At 52.3% G+C, this 18,419-nt stretch carries 14 protein-coding genes and 1 other RNA gene; 4 read left to right on the top strand and 11 right to left on the bottom strand.

The features are described 5' to 3' along the window. Positions 1-11: 11 nt before the first annotated feature. From sufS to sufA, 5 genes are read right to left on the bottom strand one after another with little or no spacing between them, the layout of a single operon-like run. On the bottom strand, positions 12-1,232 hold the full coding sequence (gene sufS, locus GA0061070_RS15720; RefSeq protein WP_090136996.1) for a cysteine desulfurase SufS: 1,221 nt from the start codon (positions 1,230-1,232) through the stop codon (positions 12-14). Beyond that, entirely contained in the window at positions 1,229-2,500 is a 1,272-nt protein-coding gene (sufD, locus tag GA0061070_RS15715) for a Fe-S cluster assembly protein SufD (protein ID WP_090136995.1), read from the bottom strand. Before sufD ends, sufS begins: the two co-directional genes overlap by 4 nt. Continuing rightward, complete coding sequence (gene sufC / locus GA0061070_RS15710) at positions 2,475-3,221, bottom strand: Fe-S cluster assembly ATPase SufC (protein ID WP_090136994.1); 747 nt, start codon at positions 3,219-3,221, stop codon at positions 2,475-2,477. The genes sufD and sufC overlap by 26 nt, the downstream gene beginning before the upstream one ends. A gap of 17 nt (positions 3,222-3,238) precedes the next feature. Beyond that, positions 3,239-4,723, bottom strand: coding sequence for a Fe-S cluster assembly protein SufB (sufB, locus tag GA0061070_RS15705; RefSeq protein ID WP_090136993.1), 1,485 nt, complete (start codon positions 4,721-4,723; stop codon positions 3,239-3,241). 8 nt (positions 4,724-4,731) lie between these two features. Then, complete coding sequence (sufA, locus tag GA0061070_RS15700) at positions 4,732-5,088, bottom strand: Fe-S cluster assembly scaffold SufA (RefSeq protein ID WP_090136992.1); 357 nt, start codon at positions 5,086-5,088, stop codon at positions 4,732-4,734. Positions 5,089-6,567: 1,479 nt separating this feature from the next. Between sufA and GA0061070_RS15695 the strand changes: the two genes are divergently transcribed. Beyond that, entirely contained in the window at positions 6,568-7,305 is a 738-nt protein-coding gene (locus tag GA0061070_RS15695; protein ID WP_090136991.1) for an EAL domain-containing protein, read from the top strand. 2 nt (positions 7,306-7,307) lie between these two features. Here the strand turns inward: GA0061070_RS15695 and GA0061070_RS15690 are convergent, their stop codons facing one another. From GA0061070_RS15690 to ydiJ, 4 genes are all read right to left on the bottom strand, one after another. Beyond that, a complete protein-coding gene (locus GA0061070_RS15690) occupies positions 7,308-7,658 on the bottom strand; it encodes a hypothetical protein (RefSeq protein WP_244153156.1) in 351 nt (116 codons plus the stop codon). 68 nt (positions 7,659-7,726) lie between these two features. Next, complete coding sequence (gene lpxP, locus GA0061070_RS15685; protein WP_090136989.1) at positions 7,727-8,644, bottom strand: kdo(2)-lipid IV(A) palmitoleoyltransferase; 918 nt, start codon at positions 8,642-8,644, stop codon at positions 7,727-7,729. Positions 8,645-8,853: 209 nt separating this feature from the next. Beyond that, the gene (gene menI / locus GA0061070_RS15680) at positions 8,854-9,264 is read right to left on the bottom strand and encodes a 1,4-dihydroxy-2-naphthoyl-CoA hydrolase (RefSeq protein ID WP_090136988.1); all 411 of its coding nucleotides are present in this window, start codon (positions 9,262-9,264) and stop codon (positions 8,854-8,856) included. Next, positions 9,261-12,317, bottom strand: a complete 3,057-nt coding sequence (gene ydiJ / locus GA0061070_RS15675) for a D-2-hydroxyglutarate dehydrogenase YdiJ (RefSeq protein ID WP_090136987.1) — start codon at positions 12,315-12,317, stop codon at positions 9,261-9,263. Before ydiJ ends, menI begins: the two co-directional genes overlap by 4 nt. A 208-nt stretch (positions 12,318-12,525) precedes the next feature. On the opposite strand from ydiJ, the gene ydiK reads away from it, so the two are divergent. Both ydiK and rprA read left to right on the top strand, forming a co-directional pair. After that, positions 12,526-13,635 carry an AI-2E family transporter YdiK gene (gene ydiK, locus GA0061070_RS15670; RefSeq protein WP_090136986.1) on the top strand — a complete coding sequence of 370 codons (1,110 nt, stop codon included), beginning with the start codon at positions 12,526-12,528 and terminating at the stop codon, positions 13,633-13,635. A gap of 191 nt (positions 13,636-13,826) precedes the next feature. Beyond that, an RNA gene (gene rprA, locus GA0061070_RS15665) (antisense sRNA RprA) lies at positions 13,827-13,934 on the top strand. 62 nt (positions 13,935-13,996) lie between these two features. Here rprA and GA0061070_RS15660 read toward each other — a convergent pair. Beyond that, on the bottom strand, positions 13,997-16,393 hold the full coding sequence (locus GA0061070_RS15660; protein ID WP_090136985.1) for a glycoside hydrolase family 3 N-terminal domain-containing protein: 2,397 nt from the start codon (positions 16,391-16,393) through the stop codon (positions 13,997-13,999). Further along, complete coding sequence (locus GA0061070_RS15655; RefSeq protein WP_090136984.1) at positions 16,390-17,799, bottom strand: MFS transporter; 1,410 nt, start codon at positions 17,797-17,799, stop codon at positions 16,390-16,392. Before GA0061070_RS15655 ends, GA0061070_RS15660 begins: the two co-directional genes overlap by 4 nt. A gap of 328 nt (positions 17,800-18,127) precedes the next feature. On the opposite strand from GA0061070_RS15655, the gene GA0061070_RS15650 reads away from it, so the two are divergent. After that, positions 18,128-18,419 (top strand): transposase (locus GA0061070_RS15650; RefSeq protein WP_208598181.1); only part of this gene is annotated, 292 nt, incomplete at its 3' end.

Raw genomic sequence — 18,419 nt, 5'->3', positions numbered from 1 at the left:
TGCCTCTTTAGTTAGCCCAGTAACTGATGAATACGTTTCAGGCCAGCCACCAGACGATCCACCTCTTCTTGCGTATTGTACATGACCAGCGAAGCACGACACATGGCAGGCACGTTGTAAAAAGCCATCAGCGGCATCGCACAGTGATGCCCGGTACGGACGGCAATACCATAATTATCGAGGAAACTACCAACGTCATAAGCGTGATGTTTACCAAGGTTGAAGGCAATTACCCCCTGACGCTGTGACGGGCCATAGAGCGTCAAATCCGGCACCTCCGCCAGCGCCGCCAGCGCATAACGCATCAAGGTCTGCTCATACTCGCCTATCGCCTTCAGGCCCAATGCGGTCACATAATCGATCGCCGCGCCCAGCCCGATAATCCCACCAGTATTCGGCGTCCCGGCTTCAAACCGCCACGGCGCTTTCGCGTAGGTAGTGCCTTCCCTCAGTCTGACGGTGGCAATCATTGAACCTCCGCCTTCCCACGGCGGCATAGCCTGCAAAATTTCCTCTTTGGCATACAGCACGCCAATACCAGTCGGGCCATATAATTTATGCCCGGAGAAAACATAGAAATCGCAGTCCAGCGCCTGTACGTCTATCGGGTGATGCATCACAGCCTGCGCGCCGTCCACCAGCACTTTCGCGCCGTGCTGATGCGCCAACGCGATCATCTGCGCTACCGGGTTTTCCGTTCCCAGCACGTTAGAAACTTGGGTGATCGCCAGTAGCCGCGTGCGTTTATCCAGCAGTGTCGGCAGCACCTCTAATTGCAGGGTGCCATCCTGGTTAAGCGGGACCACCCGCAACTGTGCGCCCACACGTTCACACAACATCTGCCATGGCACAATGTTCGCATGGTGCTCCATCGCGCTGATGATGATGTTGTCGCCCGCACACACCTGGCTGTTACCCCAGCTATTGGCGACCAGGTTAATCCCTTCCGTCGTTCCGCGCACAAATACCAGCTCTTCCGGCAAACGCGCGTTCAGAAACGCCGCCGCCTTCTCACGCACCTGCTCCATACGCTGCGTGGCTTCCGCACTAAGGGTATGGATCCCCCGATGCACGGCAGCGTAACCGTGGCGGTAAAACTCCGCTTCGGCATCAATTACCTGATTCGGTTTTTGCGCGCTGGCAGCGCTGTCGAGGTAAGCCAACGGCGATCCGTTCACTTCACGCAGCAACACCGGAAAATCGGCGCGTACCGCGTTCACGGGAAAACTCATGCTACGCCCCCTGCCAGGCGCTGACTGATACGCGCCAGAACCTGTTCTTTCAACGCTTCGTCGCTAATCACTTCCGTCAGTTCAGCGGCAAAAGCATGGATGATCATTTTCTGCGCCGCCTGCTGGTTAATACCGCGCGAGCGCAGATAAAACATCTGTTCATTATCAATACGGCCAACTGTTGCGCCGTGGCTGCACTTCACATCGTCAGCATAAATTTCCAGTTGCGGTTTGGTATCTATTTCCGCCAGACGTCCTAACAGCAGATTATTGTTGGTCATCTGGCCGTCGGTTTTAATCGCGTGTTGCGCAACGTTGATTAAACCGTTGAACACCGCCCGTCCTTTATCGCTGACAATAGTTTTATGTAACTGGCGGCTGTTGCAATAACCTTTGTTGTGTTCAAGCCAGGTGCGGGTGTCGCACACTTCTGATTTCACCGGCATCGCCAGGCTGTTGATATTAAGCTGCGTGTTTTCACCATTCAGTTGCGTACTGGTGTGATGGCGCAAAACCAGGCCGCCGAGCAGGAAGCTATGACTGTCAGCCGCCGCATCGGCTCCCAGAAGAAGATCGTTATGCGAAAAGTGATAGCTTTGCGGGTTTTCAAACGCCAGCTTCACATGGTGCAAATGTGCATTTGCCTCCACATTCATCGTCAGACGCGAACCGGTAAAGTGTGGCTGTTCGTTGAGGCTGACATAATGCTCATAGATTGTCGCTTCGGCGCCCTGCGCCAGTTCGAGATGATGGCGATAATGCGCGGTGTTCATCTCCTCGCCCGCCAGCCCCTGAGTGATATGCATCAGCAACAAAGGTTTCGTCGGGCGTTGATTGCGCGCGACCTGAATCCAGGTCATGTTCTGCGCCAGGCTTTCAGTCAGATGCAGGAACATCTCCGGCTGCACCGGTGCTGGCAGAACATGGCGTGCGTCGCTGAACGTCACTTCAAAACCGGAACCGGCTATCTCATCGCTTAATTCTGCGCTGAACTGTCCATCGACAAACACTAACCTGATGGCATCCACCGGTAACGCCAGCGCATCACGCTGCGCGGTGTTTACCGTGGCGCACGCACTAACAAACTGGTTATTCAGTAATCCCTCAAGCGGGGTGTATTTCCAGTTCTCCTGTTTGCGCGTTGGCAGGCCTAAGCGCAACATTTGTTGCAAATGCTGTTGCGCCACTTCCGAGCGCGATCCGCCCTGGGTTTCGAACAGGTGGTGCCACTGTTGCAGCGCGTTACTGCTGTTCGGTAAGCCAGCCATAGCCCTGCTCCTCCAGTTGCTTAACCAGCGTGAAATCGCCGGACTTCACGATGCGCCCCTGATACAACACATGCACAAAGTCGGGTTTGATGTAATCGAGAATACGCTGGTAGTGTGTGACGATAATAAAAGCCCGTTTCCCATCGCGGAGGGCGTTCACCCCGTCAGCAACGATTTTCAGCGCATCAATATCCAGCCCGGAGTCAGTTTCATCAAGAATGCAGAGGTCCGGTTCCAGCACCGCCATTTGCAGAATATCGTTACGCTTCTTCTCCCCCCCAGAGAAACCCACGTTCACCGAACGAGTCAGCAGATCTTCCGGCATCTTCAGCAGTTTGATTTTATCTTCCATCAGATCCTGAAAATCGAAGCGATCAAGCTCGTCCTTGCCGCGATATTTCCTCACCGCATTCAGCGCCGTCTGTAAAAAGAACTGGTTGCTAACGCCGGGAATTTCTACCGGATACTGAAAGGCCATAAAGATACCTTCCCCGGCGCGATCTTCCGGCGACAGTTCCAGCAAATCTTTGCCTTTAAATTCCACGCGGCCACCAACGACTTCATAATCTTCACGTCCGGCGAGGGTTGCGGAAAGCGTACTTTTCCCGGAACCGTTCGGCCCCATGATGGCATGCACTTCGCCTGGACGAACGCTCAGACTCAAACCGCGCAGGATTGCTTTGCCTTCAACGCTCACCTGCAAATCATTGATACTTAACATTTATTATCCTTTAATTCTTAACCGACGCTGTGTTCAAGGCTGATAGCCAGCAGTTTTTGCGCTTCAACGGCAAATTCCAGCGGCAACTCGGAGAAGACATCTTTACAGAAACCGTTAACAATCATCGAGATAGCATCATCCTCGCTGATACCACGTTGCAGGCAATAGAACAGTTGATCTTCGCCAATGCGCGAGGTTGTGGCTTCGTGTTCAAGCTGGGCGCTGTTATTACGACATTCAACATACGGGAAAGTATGCGCACCACAGTCCGGACCGATCAGCATCGAGTCGCACTGGGTAAAGTTACGGGCATTCGTTGCCGTCGGCATGATTTTCACCAGTCCGCGATAGCTGTTCTGGCTATGTCCGGCCGAGATCCCTTTCGAAATAATGGTCGATTTGGTGTTCTTGCCGATGTGGATCATCTTGGTACCGGTGTCGGCCTGCTGATGTCCGCTGGTCAGCGCCACGGAGAAGAACTCGCCAATGGAGTTGTCACCACGCAGAATGCAGCTCGGATATTTCCACGTAATGGCCGAACCGGTTTCTGATTGCGTCCACGACATCTTGCTGTTTTCGCCTTCACACAGCGCGCGCTTGGTGACGAAGTTAAGAATGCCGCCCGTGTTGTTGTCGCCGGGGAACCAGTTCTGCACGGTGGAGTATTTTACTTCGGCATCTTTGTGGATGATCACTTCCACCACTGCCGCGTGAAGCTGGTAGCTATCGCGCACCGGCGCGGAGCAACCTTCGATATAGCTGACATAACTGCCTTCATCAGCCACCAGAATAGTACGTTCGAACTGGCCAGTTTTCTCCGCATTGATACGGAAATAGGTGGACAGTTCCATCGGGCAACGCACGCCTTTCGGGATATAAATAAACGTGCCGTCGGAGGCAACTGCAGCATTCAGCGCAGCAAAGAAGTTGTCATTCGATGGCACCACGGTACCGAGGTACTTTTTCACCAGTTCGGGATGATCGTGAATAGCCTCACCGAACGAGCAGAAAATAATGCCCTGCTCCGACAGTTTCTCGCGGTAAGTGGTGGCAACAGAAACCGAGTCGAAAATGGCGTCCACCGCCACTTCTCTGCCTTCACGCACCGGTACGCCCAGTTGGTTAAACGCGGCTTCCACTTCATCAGTCAGATACGCGTTCGCGCCTGTCTGTTGCACAGCACCAGGCTGCGAGACGCACGTGTCATCGCAATTACCGCAAGATGGCGCCGAATAGTAGCTGTAGTCCTGATAATTCAGTTTGTCATAGTGCGCTTTCAGCCAGTGCGGCTCTTCCATTTCAAGCCAGGCACGAAAAGCACTCAGACGGAACTCCAGCATCCACTCCGGCTCGTTACGTTTTGCCGAGATCGCCCGCACGACATCTTCATTGATGCCTTTCGCCAGCTCATCGGTGGTTAATTGCGTAAAGAACCCCTCTTTATAATTGAGGTTACCGGTCCAGATTTTGACATCGTCAGTTGCTTCAGTATTACGAGACATAGTACCGCCTATACCCCAAAGCTTTCGCCACAGCCACATTCGTGCTGGGCTTTCGGGTTATGAAATTTGAAGATCTGATTTAACCCTTCACGCACATAATCCACTTCAGTGCCATCAATAAAGGGCATCGCCTGAAGTGAAACGTAAAGGCGCGCGCCTGCGGATTCATACAGCAAATCGTCGACATTCGGCTCCGTCACGGTATCCAGCACATAACCAAAGCCCGCACAGCCCGTCTGCTTAATACCGAGCCGCACACCCAGCACACCGGCTTGTTTACTGGCCAGCGTACGAATATGTTCAGCAGCGGCAGGCGTCATGGTCAGCCCGCGCCACGCAAAATCTTCCGGATTAAATGATTCCATCACGTTACCTCAACTCACCAGATTCGAAGGGCATAATGCTATGGTAGTGACAATCATTCTCACTTCAACCTCTTTCCCGCAGGGGTATTCCCCCTGTAGCTCTTTTTTCAACGGTTGCTATAAGCATAGTCTCCAGGCAAAGGCTTTACAGATAAGTGAAAAAATGTTTAAGAGATTGATAAGTAATGAATTTAAAACAACCAACCGCGAACATCCGGCGAAAAAGATAAGATGTATAGGCAATACCTATTTTTGAGATAGGATCAAAAAGACATCGCCTTAAAAAGGTAGTGGGTTATCAAAAAACAGAAGCACATGCTCCATTTAGGCCCATTTCATCTTCACCAATCGCGATAAAACCCACGGTTATGTGAACAGAGATCGCAATGGAAAAAACAGCGACATTTGCGATATCGCATTGGCCACAGCTTAAGACGTTTCTCTGCAATTAAGATTTTCTCACCCAACGCGGCGAAAATATCTCCTGTAAGAGATCGCCTGGTTTAAATCCAGGCTACGCCCTGCAAACATGGAGAAAGTTGATGAAGGCAACAATGTCGGGCTGAAAAGCTGGGCTGCGATTTCACGCTGGTCCCGAATGCTGCACATATCAGCAACCGTGAAAGCCCTGAGGTGGTGCTGCGCTTGATTGAGGACTTCCTCTCCAGGCCGTTATAACTCTCCGTGATACTCCACTCCCCCGCCGATGGAGAGTGGAGATCGCACAGGCTCATCGCCTGACTTCAACGTACATATTGCGACACCCACAACTCACGCACGATATTTTTGACGTACAGCAATAGCGTATAAAAATACCGCGATCGACTTTTGTTATTTTCAGTACTCATCGCGTCCCTTGCATACGCAATTCATTAATCGCAAATTTGAAAGGGTTTTATTAGCGCATTCGGAGCATATTTATTTCTTTAAGGCTTTCCCTCTCATCGGTACACAAAAGCGGAAGTGATATTGCCACAAAATAATATTTCATTTTTTAATCTCCCACTGTCTTCGGTCGATATGCCTGTTAAAAATACATCTTCCCGGAGCACATTCATGACTAAAAAAGATCAAAAAAAGATCAACGAATAACGTGATGTGAAGCAGTGGCAGGAAATCTTCAGACTGAAAAGGGGTGATATGCGCCAAAGTTTACACTTTTGGTGAATCCTGCTATAGGCGGTAAGCACGTATAAATTTGCGTTGAGTCCACTTTACCGCAGAAAAACAAGGAGATAAATAATACAAAACACAAATCATTAGTTGATAAAACTGACACAATAAAAATACATAAAATAAAAGGCCATATTTATTTATAGATTTAAGCGATCATTTTAATAATAGTAATAGATACAGGCTATCGAAAAGAGAGGATCGATCATTCAAAACAATTTTCAAACTTTATGATGAGTTGTGTAGAATCGAAAAATTATATAGTGGTTAGACCTGTTCTTTTGAGTGGGAGCTGATTCAGGGATAATGAATATAACAACATTGGAAATTGCGGGCAAAAAACTTAGTGTTAACGCAGAGTTTAACCCCGTCATGCATCTTTCTGGAAAAAATATTTTCCGCTACGAAGTTCTTGCCAAAATTTATAATGCCAAAGATCGTTGGCTTCCAGTAGAACAATCCTTCGATATTCTTGAGAGAGAAACCATTAAAGCAGTTAGCGATTTTTTGTTTGAGACCGTCTGCGAACTGTTGAAAATGAAAGAAGGTATCACGGTATCATTCAAACTTCCTGCTCAGTTAATGAATGATATGGCGTACCTCGCCAGCCTTTACCAGCGGTGCGGACATCATCATATAGCGCCACAACGCATTGAGATTGAGATTGGTAAGTGGCTGACTGATACACCACATAGAGATTGCCAGGCGTTTTTAGAGCAGGCGAGAACCTATGGTTTTATGCTCTTGTTAGATAATTTTGGCAGCCTGGATGAATCCGCCGACAGCCTGCGGCTGTTTCGCTTTGACACAATTAAACTCGCGCGAACGCTTATTTACGGCATTGCCACCAGCCCGGCAAAATTATCAACACTGCACAATTTGATCGACAAGGTGATCCCGCCTGGGACGCATGTAATTTGCGAGGGCGTGGAACGTTCATCCGATCTTGCACTGCTCAGCCGCTACAGCCATATCGGCATCGAAGGATACATTTTCTCCCGCCCGTTAACCTTCAGTCAGTTGCGACTGCTGGAAGGCTTTTAACCTTACTGCCCTGCATCCTTACGCGTACAGATGATGGCTTTATCATCCGTGTGTTTGCTATTCGAAAAGAAGAAGGCTTTTTTACCGCTGGAGATCTGCGTGATGATGTTGATGGCCACCCAGTTGCTCTGGTTGTTCTGATCCTGGCTGTCGGTATAAATCAGAGAGCGACCAGTGTAATCGTCAGAGAGATCGAACGGCTTCTCTTGCGGATTGGTATAACGATGGCCGTTGACGGTAAGCCCGTCAGGTTCAACAACAGCAGTATATTCATCGCAGGAGAGGTTGATACCGGCAGCGAACGAACATGCAGAAAAGAGGGTAAAACAACTGACCACAATAAACCTGACCATAAGCATCCCGTGTCAATTTTAACGTCATGTAATACAACGCCCCGAAGTTGGGGCGCTGAGAAAAGAGATTAGTTATAGAGCGAAGGCTCGCCGAGCGGACGAGTTTTAAAACGGCGATGGATCCACAGATACTGTTCCGGCGCGCGCAAAATTTCACGCTCAATCACTTTATTCATATAGCTGGCCGCCGCAAACTCATCCGCGCATGGATAATCATTTAACGCGGAACCAATATGCAACGAATAACCGGAGCCATCGGTTTTGCGGACCATCGTTACCGTCAATATTTTAGCGCCCGACAGGCGCGAAAGCACATACGTGCCGTTAGTGGTGGCGGCATTTTTCACCGAGAAAAACGGCGCGAAGGTGCTTCCCTTGCGACCATAGTCCTGATCCGGCGCAAACCAGACGGCTTCCCCTTGTTTTAACGCATTCACCAGCCCTTTCAGGTTGCGACGATCAATCATATTTTTATTAGAACGCATACGCCCGCGCGTCTGCACCCACTCCATCAGCGGGTTATTGTGCTGGCGATAGGTAGCCATCATTGGCTGGCACAATCCCATCACTCGGCCGCCCAGTTCCAGCGACATGAAATGTACTCCGACAACCATTACGCCCCGTCCGCTGGCCTGCGCGGCCTGTAGATGCTGGTAACCTTCAACATCAAACCAGCGGCGCACACGTTTATCCGACCAGAACCATGCCATGCCGGTTTCGATCAATCCCATACCAAGAGACATAAAATTTTTGCCGATCAGCGCATCACGCAGCGCTTCGCTCATAACCGGAAAGCAGAGTTCAAGATTACGGCGCGCGATGCGTTCGCGACGCTTCAGAAAACGGCGGGAGTATTGTCCAAGCCCCGCGCCAAGGCGGACCAGAACGGGATAAGGAAGTTGAACGAGCAGCCAGAGCAGAGCCAGACCGCTCCAGGTCACCCAGTAGCGTGGGTGCAGGAGTGCGAGTTTAAACGATGCCATCATTGTTACCTTAAAGCCTAAATTCAGTAGCGCTTAAGGAGACAATGAATCACTTCATCAAGTCATTACGCGTTACAGCTATTCGCTGCAGCAGAAGGCGCCGAAACGATACATCCTGTGCAGCGCACTATAGCACGAAGCGTTAAAAAGAGATGATGAGAATGATGAAGAAAAAATGAATATTTTCGGCGGATTGCCTCCGCCGAAGCTGGTCAGACAATTGCTGTGGTCAGGCGGGATGAGCAGCAAAGCCGCGACTGTTCATCAAACAGATCGATTTGCCAGACCTGATGGCGTCCGCCCGTATACAGCGCCTGACAAACGCCACGAACCCGGCCACTTCGCACCGAACGCAAGTGGTTCGCATTAACCTCCAGCCCTACCACTTTTTGCTCCCCTTCGGTGCATAAATAGCCAGCCACCGAGCCAAGCGTCTCCGCCAGCACAACCGACGCGCCTCCATGCAGCAGGCCAAACGGCTGATGCGTACGTTCATCTACCGGCATAGAGGCTTCCAGCGCATCATCCGTGATGCGCTCAAAGCGGATATCCAGCAGGCCAACCATATTGCCGTCGCCCATGGCATTAAGCGCTTCCAGCGTGACTACACGTTTCCAGATCATCCCAGTATCTCCAGCAAAGCCTGCAATGGATGACGTACGCCGTTACCCTCAATGCGCTTCACCTGGCTACGACAGGAATAGCCAGTCGCCAGACAGCGTTTGCGCGGCAGACGCTGTATTGCCTGGTGCCAGGACAGTTCATAAATGCCCAGCGAACTGGCGTGGTTCTTCACTTCATGGCCGTAAGTACCGGCCATGCCGCAGCAGCCTACACTGACATTTTCCAGCTTCGCGCCGAAACGAGCAAAGATCGTCGCCCACTGCCCTGGCGCGCCCGGCAATGCCGTCACTTCCGTACAGTGGCCGAACAGATACCACGGTTCGCCACTCATCGCGCGGGGCTCGACATGCACCAGCGCCGCAGGCAGCCACTCATGCACCAACTGAACATGAAAATCACCGCGCTTATCGCCCAGCGCCAGTTTGTACTCGTCGCGATAGCACAACACCAGAGCCGGATCGACACCGACCATCGGCATTCCCAGTTGCGCCACGCGATTGAGGAAATCGGCGGTCTTTTGCGCGGTTTTGGCAAAACGGCTGAGGAACCCTTTAATGTGCTGCGCCTTGCCGTTTGGCGAGAATGGTAGCACTACCGGCTCAAAGCCGAGTTTCTCCACCAGCCGCACAAAGTCAGCGACTACCTGCGCATCGTAATAGCTGGTGAATGGATCCTGTACCACTAGCACCGTTTTCGCTTTCTGCGCAGCATTGAGCTTTTCAAGCTGCTCCAGCGTCATATTCGCCGTGCGGTGACCCACCATCTGGCGCTGCAGGGAGGGCACTGACAACAGCGGTAAATCGACCATGCCAATATGTTTGGCCGACAGCGAACGCACCCACGGCTGACTCATAAAAAAGTTAAATGTTTTCGGCGCACGCGCCATTAGCGGCGCATAACTTTCCACTGTGGCAACCAGGTGATCGCGCACCGGACGCAGATAACGGCTGTGATAGAGTTGCAGGAAGCGCGAACGGAATTCCGGCACATCAATTTTAATCGGGCACTGTGTGGAGCAAGCTTTGCAGGCCAGACACCCGGACATCGCCTCTTTCACCTCGTGCGAAAAATCATACTCCCCGCGCCGTGCATGCCAGCTGTTGCGGGTACGCTCAATCAATGTACGCAGGCTGGCGCGTTTTTCCGGCAGCTCTTTTTCCAGCTTCAGCGGATCAACGCCGCGATCCGCCAGCAAGCGCAGCCACTCGCGCACCAGCATCGCGCGCCCTTTCGGTGAGTGGATTCTGTTGGCGGAAATCTTCATTGACGGGCACATTGGGCTTTTCACATCAAAGTTAAAGCACAGACCATTGCCGTTACACTCCATCGCCCCGCGCCATGAGGTACGCACCGCGATGGGAATTTGTCGATCCAGGGTGCCGCGTTTGACGTCATCCACCTGTTTCATTGGCGCATCCACACCCTCTGGCGGACAAATTTTACCAGGATTCAGGCGATTCTCAGGATCGAATGCCGCTTTGATTTTGCGCAGCTCGCCATAGAGTTGAGTGCCGAAAAAGGCCGGGCTGTACTCGGCGCGGAACCCTTTCCCGTGCTCTCCCCACAGCAGACCGCCATATTTCGCCGTCAGCGCCACCACCTCATCAGAAATGGATTTCATCAATACTTCCTGCTGCGGATCGCACATATCCAGCGCAGGCCGCACGTGCAGCACCCCGGCATCCACATGACCGAACATGCCGTAGCTCAGACCGTGGCTGTCCAGCAGCGCGCGGAACTCAACGATATAATCTGCCAGATGTTCCGGCGGTACGCAGGTATCTTCAGCAAACGGGATCGGTTTAGCCGCCCCTTTCGCGTTACCCAGCAGACCGACCGCTTTTTTACGCATCGCATAAATACGCTCAATCCCGGCCAAATCCTCGCAAAGCTGCCAGCCAATGACCCCACCTTCACCGTTGGCCATCAGTGCATCCAGCCGCTGGCACAGCGCCGCGATCTGACCCTCAATTAATTCCTGATCGTCACCAGCGAACTCAACAATATTCAGGCCGAGCAGCGTTTTGTCCGGCACATCGGTAATCAGTTCTTTCACTGAATGCCAGACGATATCTTCCCGCGCCAGGTTCAGTACTTTCGAATCCACGGTCTCCACCGACAGCGCGCGCGCTTCCACCATAAACGGCGCATTGCGCAAGGCGGAATCAAACGAATCATATTTTATGTTCACCAGACGACGCACTTTCGGTAGTCGGGTGATATCGAGCCGTGCTTCAGTGATAAACGCCAGCGTCCCTTCCGACCCGGTTAACACGCGGGTGAGATCGAACTCCGTCATCTCATCATTAAAGACGTGACGCAGGTCGTAGCCGGTCAGGAAACGGTTCAGTTTCGGAAATTTATCGAGGATCAACTGGCGATTATCACGACAACGCTCAAGTACGGTTTTGTAGACGCGACCAATCGCTGTGTTGGCCTTGCCCAGCGTTTCCGCCAGCGCCACCGGCATCGCCTGCGTATCGAGAATATCACCGCCCAGCAGCACCGCGCGCACGCCCAAAACGTGATCGGATGTTTTACCGTACACCAGTGAACCCTGACCGGAAGCATCGGTGTTGATCATTCCGCCAAGTGTCGCGCGGTTACTGGTGGAGAGCTCCGGCGCGAAAAAGAAACCGTAAGGTTTCAGGAACTGGTTAAGCTGATCCTTAATGACGCCCGCTTCAACGCGCACCCAGCCCTCTTCCGGGTTGATCTCCATAATGCGGTTCATATAGCGGGACATATCGACAATAATGCCCTGATTCAACGCCTGGCCATTGGTGCCGGTGCCACCTCCGCGCGGCGTAAACACCAGCGTGCGGAAGCGCTCTTCGGCCGCCAGACGGGTAATCAGTGCAACATCAGATGTTGAACGGGGGAAAACGACTGCATCGGGTAATAACTGGTAAATACTGTTGTCTGTCGCCATTGTCAGCCTGTCGGCATAATTTGTGGCGGTATCACCTGTAAAACCTTGCTGCTCCAGTGCTTGCAAAAAATTCAGCACCAGCTGAACAACGCCGGGTGCCTGGGAAATCTGTGGGATCATTATGCTTGACCCTGCCTGATGGTAAGTGTTGTGAATAGGTAATCGTTTGCTTTAAGCATGCATCGTTGTATCACATTTTTTTCTTATACGCCCAGAGAATTGCAGGCACAATCGGGCTGGGCAAACGCTCTGAAATCATTAATCATTATCACGGGCCTTTTCCTGCAATGCCCACTCTTCCGCAACTTAATAAAGGTGTGTAAACCATATGGTTGATCTACGTCAGTCCAGGGATGTGCCGCAAGTGATGCTGTCGGTACTGTTTTTAGCAATCATGATTATCGCCTGCTTGTGGATTATTCAGCCGTTTATCCTCGGTTTTGCCTGGGCCGGAACCGTGGTGATAGCCACCTGGCCGTTGCTGTTACGTCTGCAGCGCTTGCTGTTTGGCCGACGCTCGCTGGCGGTGTTGGTGATGATGTTGCTATTAATCCTGCTGTTTATTGTTCCCGTTGCCCTGCTGGTGAACAGCCTGGTGGACTCCAGCGGCCCGGTTATTCATGCCATTACCACGGGTTCGATGTCGCCACCCGATCTGGCATGGCTGAACAGAATTCCGCTGGTCGGTGCAAAGCTCTATAGCGGCTGGCATAACCTGCTGGACATGGGCGGCAGCGCAATTATGGCGAAACTACGACCTTACATTGGTACAACCACGACGTGGTTTGTCAGCCAGGCCGCGCATATTGGACGCTTGATGCTGCACTGCGGCCTGATGCTATTATTCAGCGCCTTACTCTACTGGCGAGGCGAGCAGGTTGCGCAGGGGATTCGCCATTTTGCCATTCGTCTGGCGGCCAGGCGTGGCGATGCAGCGGTATTGCTCGCCGGCCAGGCTATCCGTGCGGTGGCGCTGGGTGTGGTAGTGACCGCGCTGGTGCAGGCGGTTCTGGGAGGGCTCGGGCTGGCCATCTCCGGCGTCCCTTACGCTACGCTGCTCACCGTGGTGATGCTGATGACCTGTCTTATCCAGATTGGGCCATTGTTGGTGCTGGTTCCGGCGATCATCTGGCTTTACTGGAGCGGCGACTCCACCTGGGGCACCGTGCTATTGGTCTGGAGCTGCGTGGTCGCCACACTGGATAACTTTATCCGCCCGGCGCTTATTCGCATGGGCGCAGACTTACCGCTGATTTTGATCCTCTCCGGCGTCATCGGCGGGCTAATCGCATTTGGTATGATCGGCCTGTTTATCGGCCCGGTACTGCTGGCCGTCTCGTGGCGTCTTTTCTCCGCATGGGTGAATGAAGTACCCGAACCGACTACGCGATCAGAAGATGTATTGAATGATAAGCAAAATTCAGGAGCCTCTTCCTGAAATAGTCTTAAGGCGGGGTAGCCCGCCTTAAATAATCATTAAGCCGCGCTTATCATTTAAAGTAATCAAACCTGGTTGACCCCCTCTGCAGCCCGCAGAATGTGGCATTTCCCGCATATATTCTTCAAGACCATTAAACTAATGAGACGAATCTGATCGACTCAAAAAAGCCCCATGCCTACTATAAGGCCACGGTTATAAATCAACACCTTGGTTTATAAGCATGGAAATCCCCTGAGTGAAACAACGAATTGCTGTGTGTAGTCTTTGCCCATCTCCCACGATGGGCTTTTTTTTTGCTTCATCGCGCTTTACCAATCCCCACGCTGTACCATTATCAAACACAGCGCTTTTATGGGAGTCAGTCCGCAGATGGGCTGTTTTCCTGGCGGTTGATTTCGCAGCAGCTCATCATTCTCCATGCAACTGGCAGCACCCGCGTTTCGCCGGTAACATTTACCGTTGCTGTCGCGCGTATATCGCCCGATGATGCGCCAGCCTGCAACTCAAACTCGCCCGACTCGACAATACGCTTGCCGTCGCGCCGCGTGAAATTGAGCATATCCACGGGCAGCGTAAAGGTCAGCGTTGCTGTTTCTCCTGGGGAAAGATCCACGCGCTGGAACGCTTTTAGCTCCTGTACCGGGCGCACCATCGAAGCCACTTTATCGCGCACGTATATCTGAACAACTTCACTGCCGCTGCGTTCACCAACATTGGTGACCCGAACCTGTAATGCGATCTCGCCATCAATAGCCACTTCCGGCGTCAACAAGACCAGAGGCGCGTAATCGAACTGCGTCCAGCTCAGTCCGTAACCGAACGGGTAGCGGGAGCCAAAATGGAAGGCGAACGGCGTCCCGCCGCTTTTTAGTTTATGGTTGTAATAATAGGGCATTGCACCCGCGCTTTTCGGCACGCTCACTACCAGTCGTCCCTGTGGTTCTGCACAGCCGGTCAGCACATCGGCAATGGCGTAGCCACCCTCCTGACCAGGCGCCCATGCCATTAGCCAGGCTGCGACACGTGTTTCCAGCCCTTGCAGGTTGTAAGGACGCCCACCAGTCATCACCACCACCACGGGTTTACCAGTATCCACCAGCGCCTCAAGCAATTGCTGTTGCACACCGGGCAGTGACAGACTGTCCGTGTCGGAGCCTTCACCCACCGTACCGCTCTGGAATAGCCCGGCGAGATCGCCCACGCAGGCAATCACCACATCACTCTCCTGCGCCGCACGAACCGCCTGCGGGATCAGGCTTTGATCCATGGAAACTGGCGATTGCTGCATCGGTTTGCCGGAAGCATCGCCCGGGAAGACCGGCGCTCCCGCCATGCGTTTTTCTATGATATGGCAACCTTTCGCATAGCGAACATTGCCCTCGCCCAGCGTCTGCCGCAAGGCCGCCAGCGGCGTAGTGACCTGCGAGATCTCTTCCAGCATATCGCTGATAATCAAATGTACCGGGAAGCTGTAACCACTGAGCAGAGCCAGCGGATCGTCCGCTGTCGGGCCAACCACCGCCACTTTTGGCGCTCCGCGCAGCGGCAGAATACCGTTATTCTCCAGTAAGGTCAGCGAACGAGTTGCCACGTCACGCGCAGCCTGCCGCGCAGCATCAGATTGCAACACGATGCGTCGCTCATCCGTATAGGGCTGTTCGAACAATCCAAGGCGGAATTTAACCGCCAGCACGCGGGCGACGATTTCATCGATCTTCGCCATTGAAATCAGCCCGCGCTCAACCGCCTCCGCCAGATGACGGGCGCAGTCATCTTTTGGCAATTCAATATCCAGCCCGGCATTAAAGGCTAATGCCGCCGATTCTGCTGCATCATGACTGACACCGTGATGCTGATGGAGCAGACTAACACCGCCATAATCAGCAACGATAATGCCATCAAATCCCCACTCTTCGCGTAGCAGCGTAGTCAACAGGAAATGATCGCTGTGCCCGGGTTGATTATCGATGTCGTGATAGGCGGGCATCACCGAACCGGCTTTCGCCAGTTTGACGGCCATTTCAAAGGGCAACAAAAAGGTATCGTTCAGTTCGCAAAAACCCAGATGTACCGGCGCATGGTTGCGCGCACCTTCGCTGAAAGAATGGCCAACATAGTGTTTGAGCGTCGCCAGAATATCGCCTTGCTCTCCCTGCAACCCATCAACATAAGCACAAGCCATCACGCCCACCAGCCAGGGATCTTCACCAAACGTCTCCTCGGTGCGGCCCCAGCGCACATCGCGCGAAACATCCAGCACCGGTGCCAGCCCCTGCCTGCAACCGGTGCTGTGCGCTTCCTCACCGATTTGCTGTGCGGCACGTTTGATCAGCGCAGGATCCCAGGTCGAACCATAGTTGAGTGATGAAGGAAATAGCGTGGCATCTTTGCATAACAAGCCTACCAGACACTCTTCGTGAAACAGCGCAGGGATCCCCAGCCGCGTATCTTCTACCAGGGTTTTTTGCAGCCGGTTAGCGGCCCTTACTCCGCTTTGCGCATCAACGATATGCGTACCGAGCGGACGGGTTATCTGCCCAATGCCGCGTGTTAACCGTTCAGTCAGTGCCGCCTGGGCGCTGACGCCGGCAAATTCGTCGCTCAGATCGCTGCGTTCTCGGTGGTCACCATCTTCTGACAGCACCAGCCACAACGCATGCATCTGGGCGAATTTCTCTTCCGGTGTCATCCGGGCAAGCAGATCGGCCACGCGTTCAGAAACCGGGCGGTAAGAATCATGATAAATTGCGCTCATCGGGTCACTCCTGTGTTACTGAAATCCGGGGTAGTTTGAGGGGGTGTCACTGAATTGCTGGCGTCGCGTTTGCGGATCAGTTCACGAGCGATGGTGTCGGTCACCTGGCTATTCAGTTTGTAGCGGGTAAGCAACAGCACCATGCTGATAAACAGCAGACAAGGGATCAGCGTAAACAACGCATTGATGGTGGTCAGAACGCTGGCCGTTTGCTGCGCCTGATTCGGTACATAATCCACCGCGCCCAGCACCCAACCAACAACGGCACCTCCAAGCGCAAGACCGAACTTGATGGCAAACAGCGCCGTCGAGAACACCAGACCATCAAGGCGTCGTCCGCTGCGGTGCTCTTCGTAATCCACCACATCGGAAAACATGGTCCACTGTAGCGGAGTGGTGAGATTCTGAATAAAGCTGAAAACAATGTTAAGGCCGAATATAAGCCACACTTGCGTTGGCGGAATGATAAATATCAGTGCGGCAAACGCAACAAAAGTAATGATGGTCCATTGATAGGCACGAACACGATCAAATTTCCCTAGCAAACGTGCGGAGAATAATGCACCAAGCAGCGCAGCAATCATGCCAGAAACAATAAAAGTAAAGACCATTTCCGGGCGCTGTAATACATATTTGACGTAATACATGGTAGCCGAGCCACGCGTCACCACGGCGGTAAGCAATAAAATATTAAACAGAAAAACAATCCGCCACTGGCTATTTTTCGCCACTAATTTGAGATCGCTGAATAGTGATCCTGAACTGTCATTATTCGGCGTATAACGCTCACGGGTCATAAAGAAGCAGCCAAAGAACAGCAAAATACCCAGCACGCCCATCATACTCATCGCGTAAAAATAGCCCTTCTGATCGTTACCGTTACCGAGCTGTGCCACCAGAGGTAACGCAATCACCGTCACGATCAATCCGCCGATAAATGACAGACAAAAACGCCACGATTGCAGGGAATGGCGTTCCTGCGGGTCCATGGTCAACGCGCCGGGCATCGCACAGTACGGTACATTTATCGCGGAGTAGATAAAACTCAGGATCGCGTAGGTCACGCAGGCATAGATGATTTTTGCCGTTGGGCCCGCATCCGGCACATAGAAAGTGATAATGCAACTGACGCCAAACGGAATCGCAAACCACAGCAACCACGGACGGAAACGTCCGTGACGGGTTTGCGTGCGATCAACCAGTGCGCCAATACAGGGGTCAGCAAACGCATCAATTACCCGCACCACTAAAAACATGGTGCCCATAATAGCGGCGGGTAAACCAAAAACATCGGTATAGAAATAAGCGAGAAACAGTGTGGCCGTTTGCCAGACTAGTGCGCTGGCCATATCGCCGAGGCCATAACCTATTTTATCTTTGGTACTGAGAACAGAGGATAGGGTCATTTTATCAGCCTTGTGAGGTGAAAATGGATATTTCAACCTGACGCGAATATGACTTCGCGCCGCTCACTACAGGCTAAAGTATTAGAAGAAGTGCGCCCCCGGACAATTGTAATAATTACCAGGCTTTTTACGTTTTTTAGCAATTGTGATCGCCGACGAGTTCACGGCGAAAGTAAAAGACCACCTTCTTAGAAAGTGGCTTTTGAGAATGCCCCCTGTGTATTGAAATTAACAGGCTTAAAAGCCTTCTCAAATCTCTTAAGGTGTTGTCGGGAGTGTTAGAAATTCTGTGTCATTCCAGTAATATACAATCAAAAAGGAATGACACATGTCCCAGCCCTTCGATTTTGACAAAGCACTTAAGGCTCTCCAGTCCGGTCAGGCATTAACCGGAAAGGATGGTATCTTAACGCCATTAATCAAACAGTTAACTGAAGCCGCTCTTGCTGCTGAGCTTGATTCACATCTGGCTCAGGATGTGGAAGCCAACCGTAAAAATGGTTCCGGTAAGAAGACCATCAAAGCGCCGACCGGCAGCTTCGAACTGGCAACTCCGCGCGATCGTAACGGCACCTTTGAGCCGCAGCTGGTTAAGAAGCATCAGACCACGCTTTCTGACG

Origin of the sequence: Kosakonia oryziphila, from assembly GCF_900094795.1 — a bacterium.
In the GTDB taxonomy this organism is placed as follows: domain Bacteria; phylum Pseudomonadota; class Gammaproteobacteria; order Enterobacterales; family Enterobacteriaceae; genus Kosakonia; species Kosakonia oryziphila.
Note: the sequence above shows the minus strand (reverse complement) of the source record. Positions and strands in the feature narration are given on the sequence as shown.

Excerpts from the sequence above, each read along its gene's own strand:
- ydiJ (WP_090136987.1), bottom strand. The coding sequence starts at position 12,317 with ATGATCCCACAGATTTCCCAGGCACCCGGCGTTGTTCAGCTGGTGCTG.
- sufA (WP_090136992.1), bottom strand. The coding sequence starts at position 5,088 with ATGGAATCATTTAATCCGGAAGATTTTGCGTGGCGCGGGCTGACCATG.
- GA0061070_RS15660 (WP_090136985.1), bottom strand. The coding sequence starts at position 16,393 with ATGAGCGCAATTTATCATGATTCTTACCGCCCGGTTTCTGAACGCGTG.
- ydiK (WP_090136986.1), top strand. The coding sequence starts at position 12,526 with ATGGTTGATCTACGTCAGTCCAGGGATGTGCCGCAAGTGATGCTGTCG.
- lpxP (WP_090136989.1), bottom strand. The coding sequence starts at position 8,644 with ATGATGGCATCGTTTAAACTCGCACTCCTGCACCCACGCTACTGGGTG.
- GA0061070_RS15690 (WP_244153156.1), bottom strand. The coding sequence starts at position 7,658 with ATGGTCAGGTTTATTGTGGTCAGTTGTTTTACCCTCTTTTCTGCATGT.
- sufS (WP_090136996.1), bottom strand. The coding sequence starts at position 1,232 with ATGAGTTTTCCCGTGAACGCGGTACGCGCCGATTTTCCGGTGTTGCTG.
- GA0061070_RS15655 (WP_090136984.1), bottom strand. The coding sequence starts at position 17,799 with ATGACCCTATCCTCTGTTCTCAGTACCAAAGATAAAATAGGTTATGGC.
- menI (WP_090136988.1), bottom strand. The coding sequence starts at position 9,264 with ATGATCTGGAAACGTGTAGTCACGCTGGAAGCGCTTAATGCCATGGGC.
- sufB (WP_090136993.1), bottom strand. The coding sequence starts at position 4,723 with ATGTCTCGTAATACTGAAGCAACTGACGATGTCAAAATCTGGACCGGT.
- sufD (WP_090136995.1), bottom strand. The coding sequence starts at position 2,500 with ATGGCTGGCTTACCGAACAGCAGTAACGCGCTGCAACAGTGGCACCAC.
- GA0061070_RS15695 (WP_090136991.1), top strand. The coding sequence starts at position 6,568 with ATGAATATAACAACATTGGAAATTGCGGGCAAAAAACTTAGTGTTAAC.
- sufC (WP_090136994.1), bottom strand. The coding sequence starts at position 3,221 with ATGTTAAGTATCAATGATTTGCAGGTGAGCGTTGAAGGCAAAGCAATC.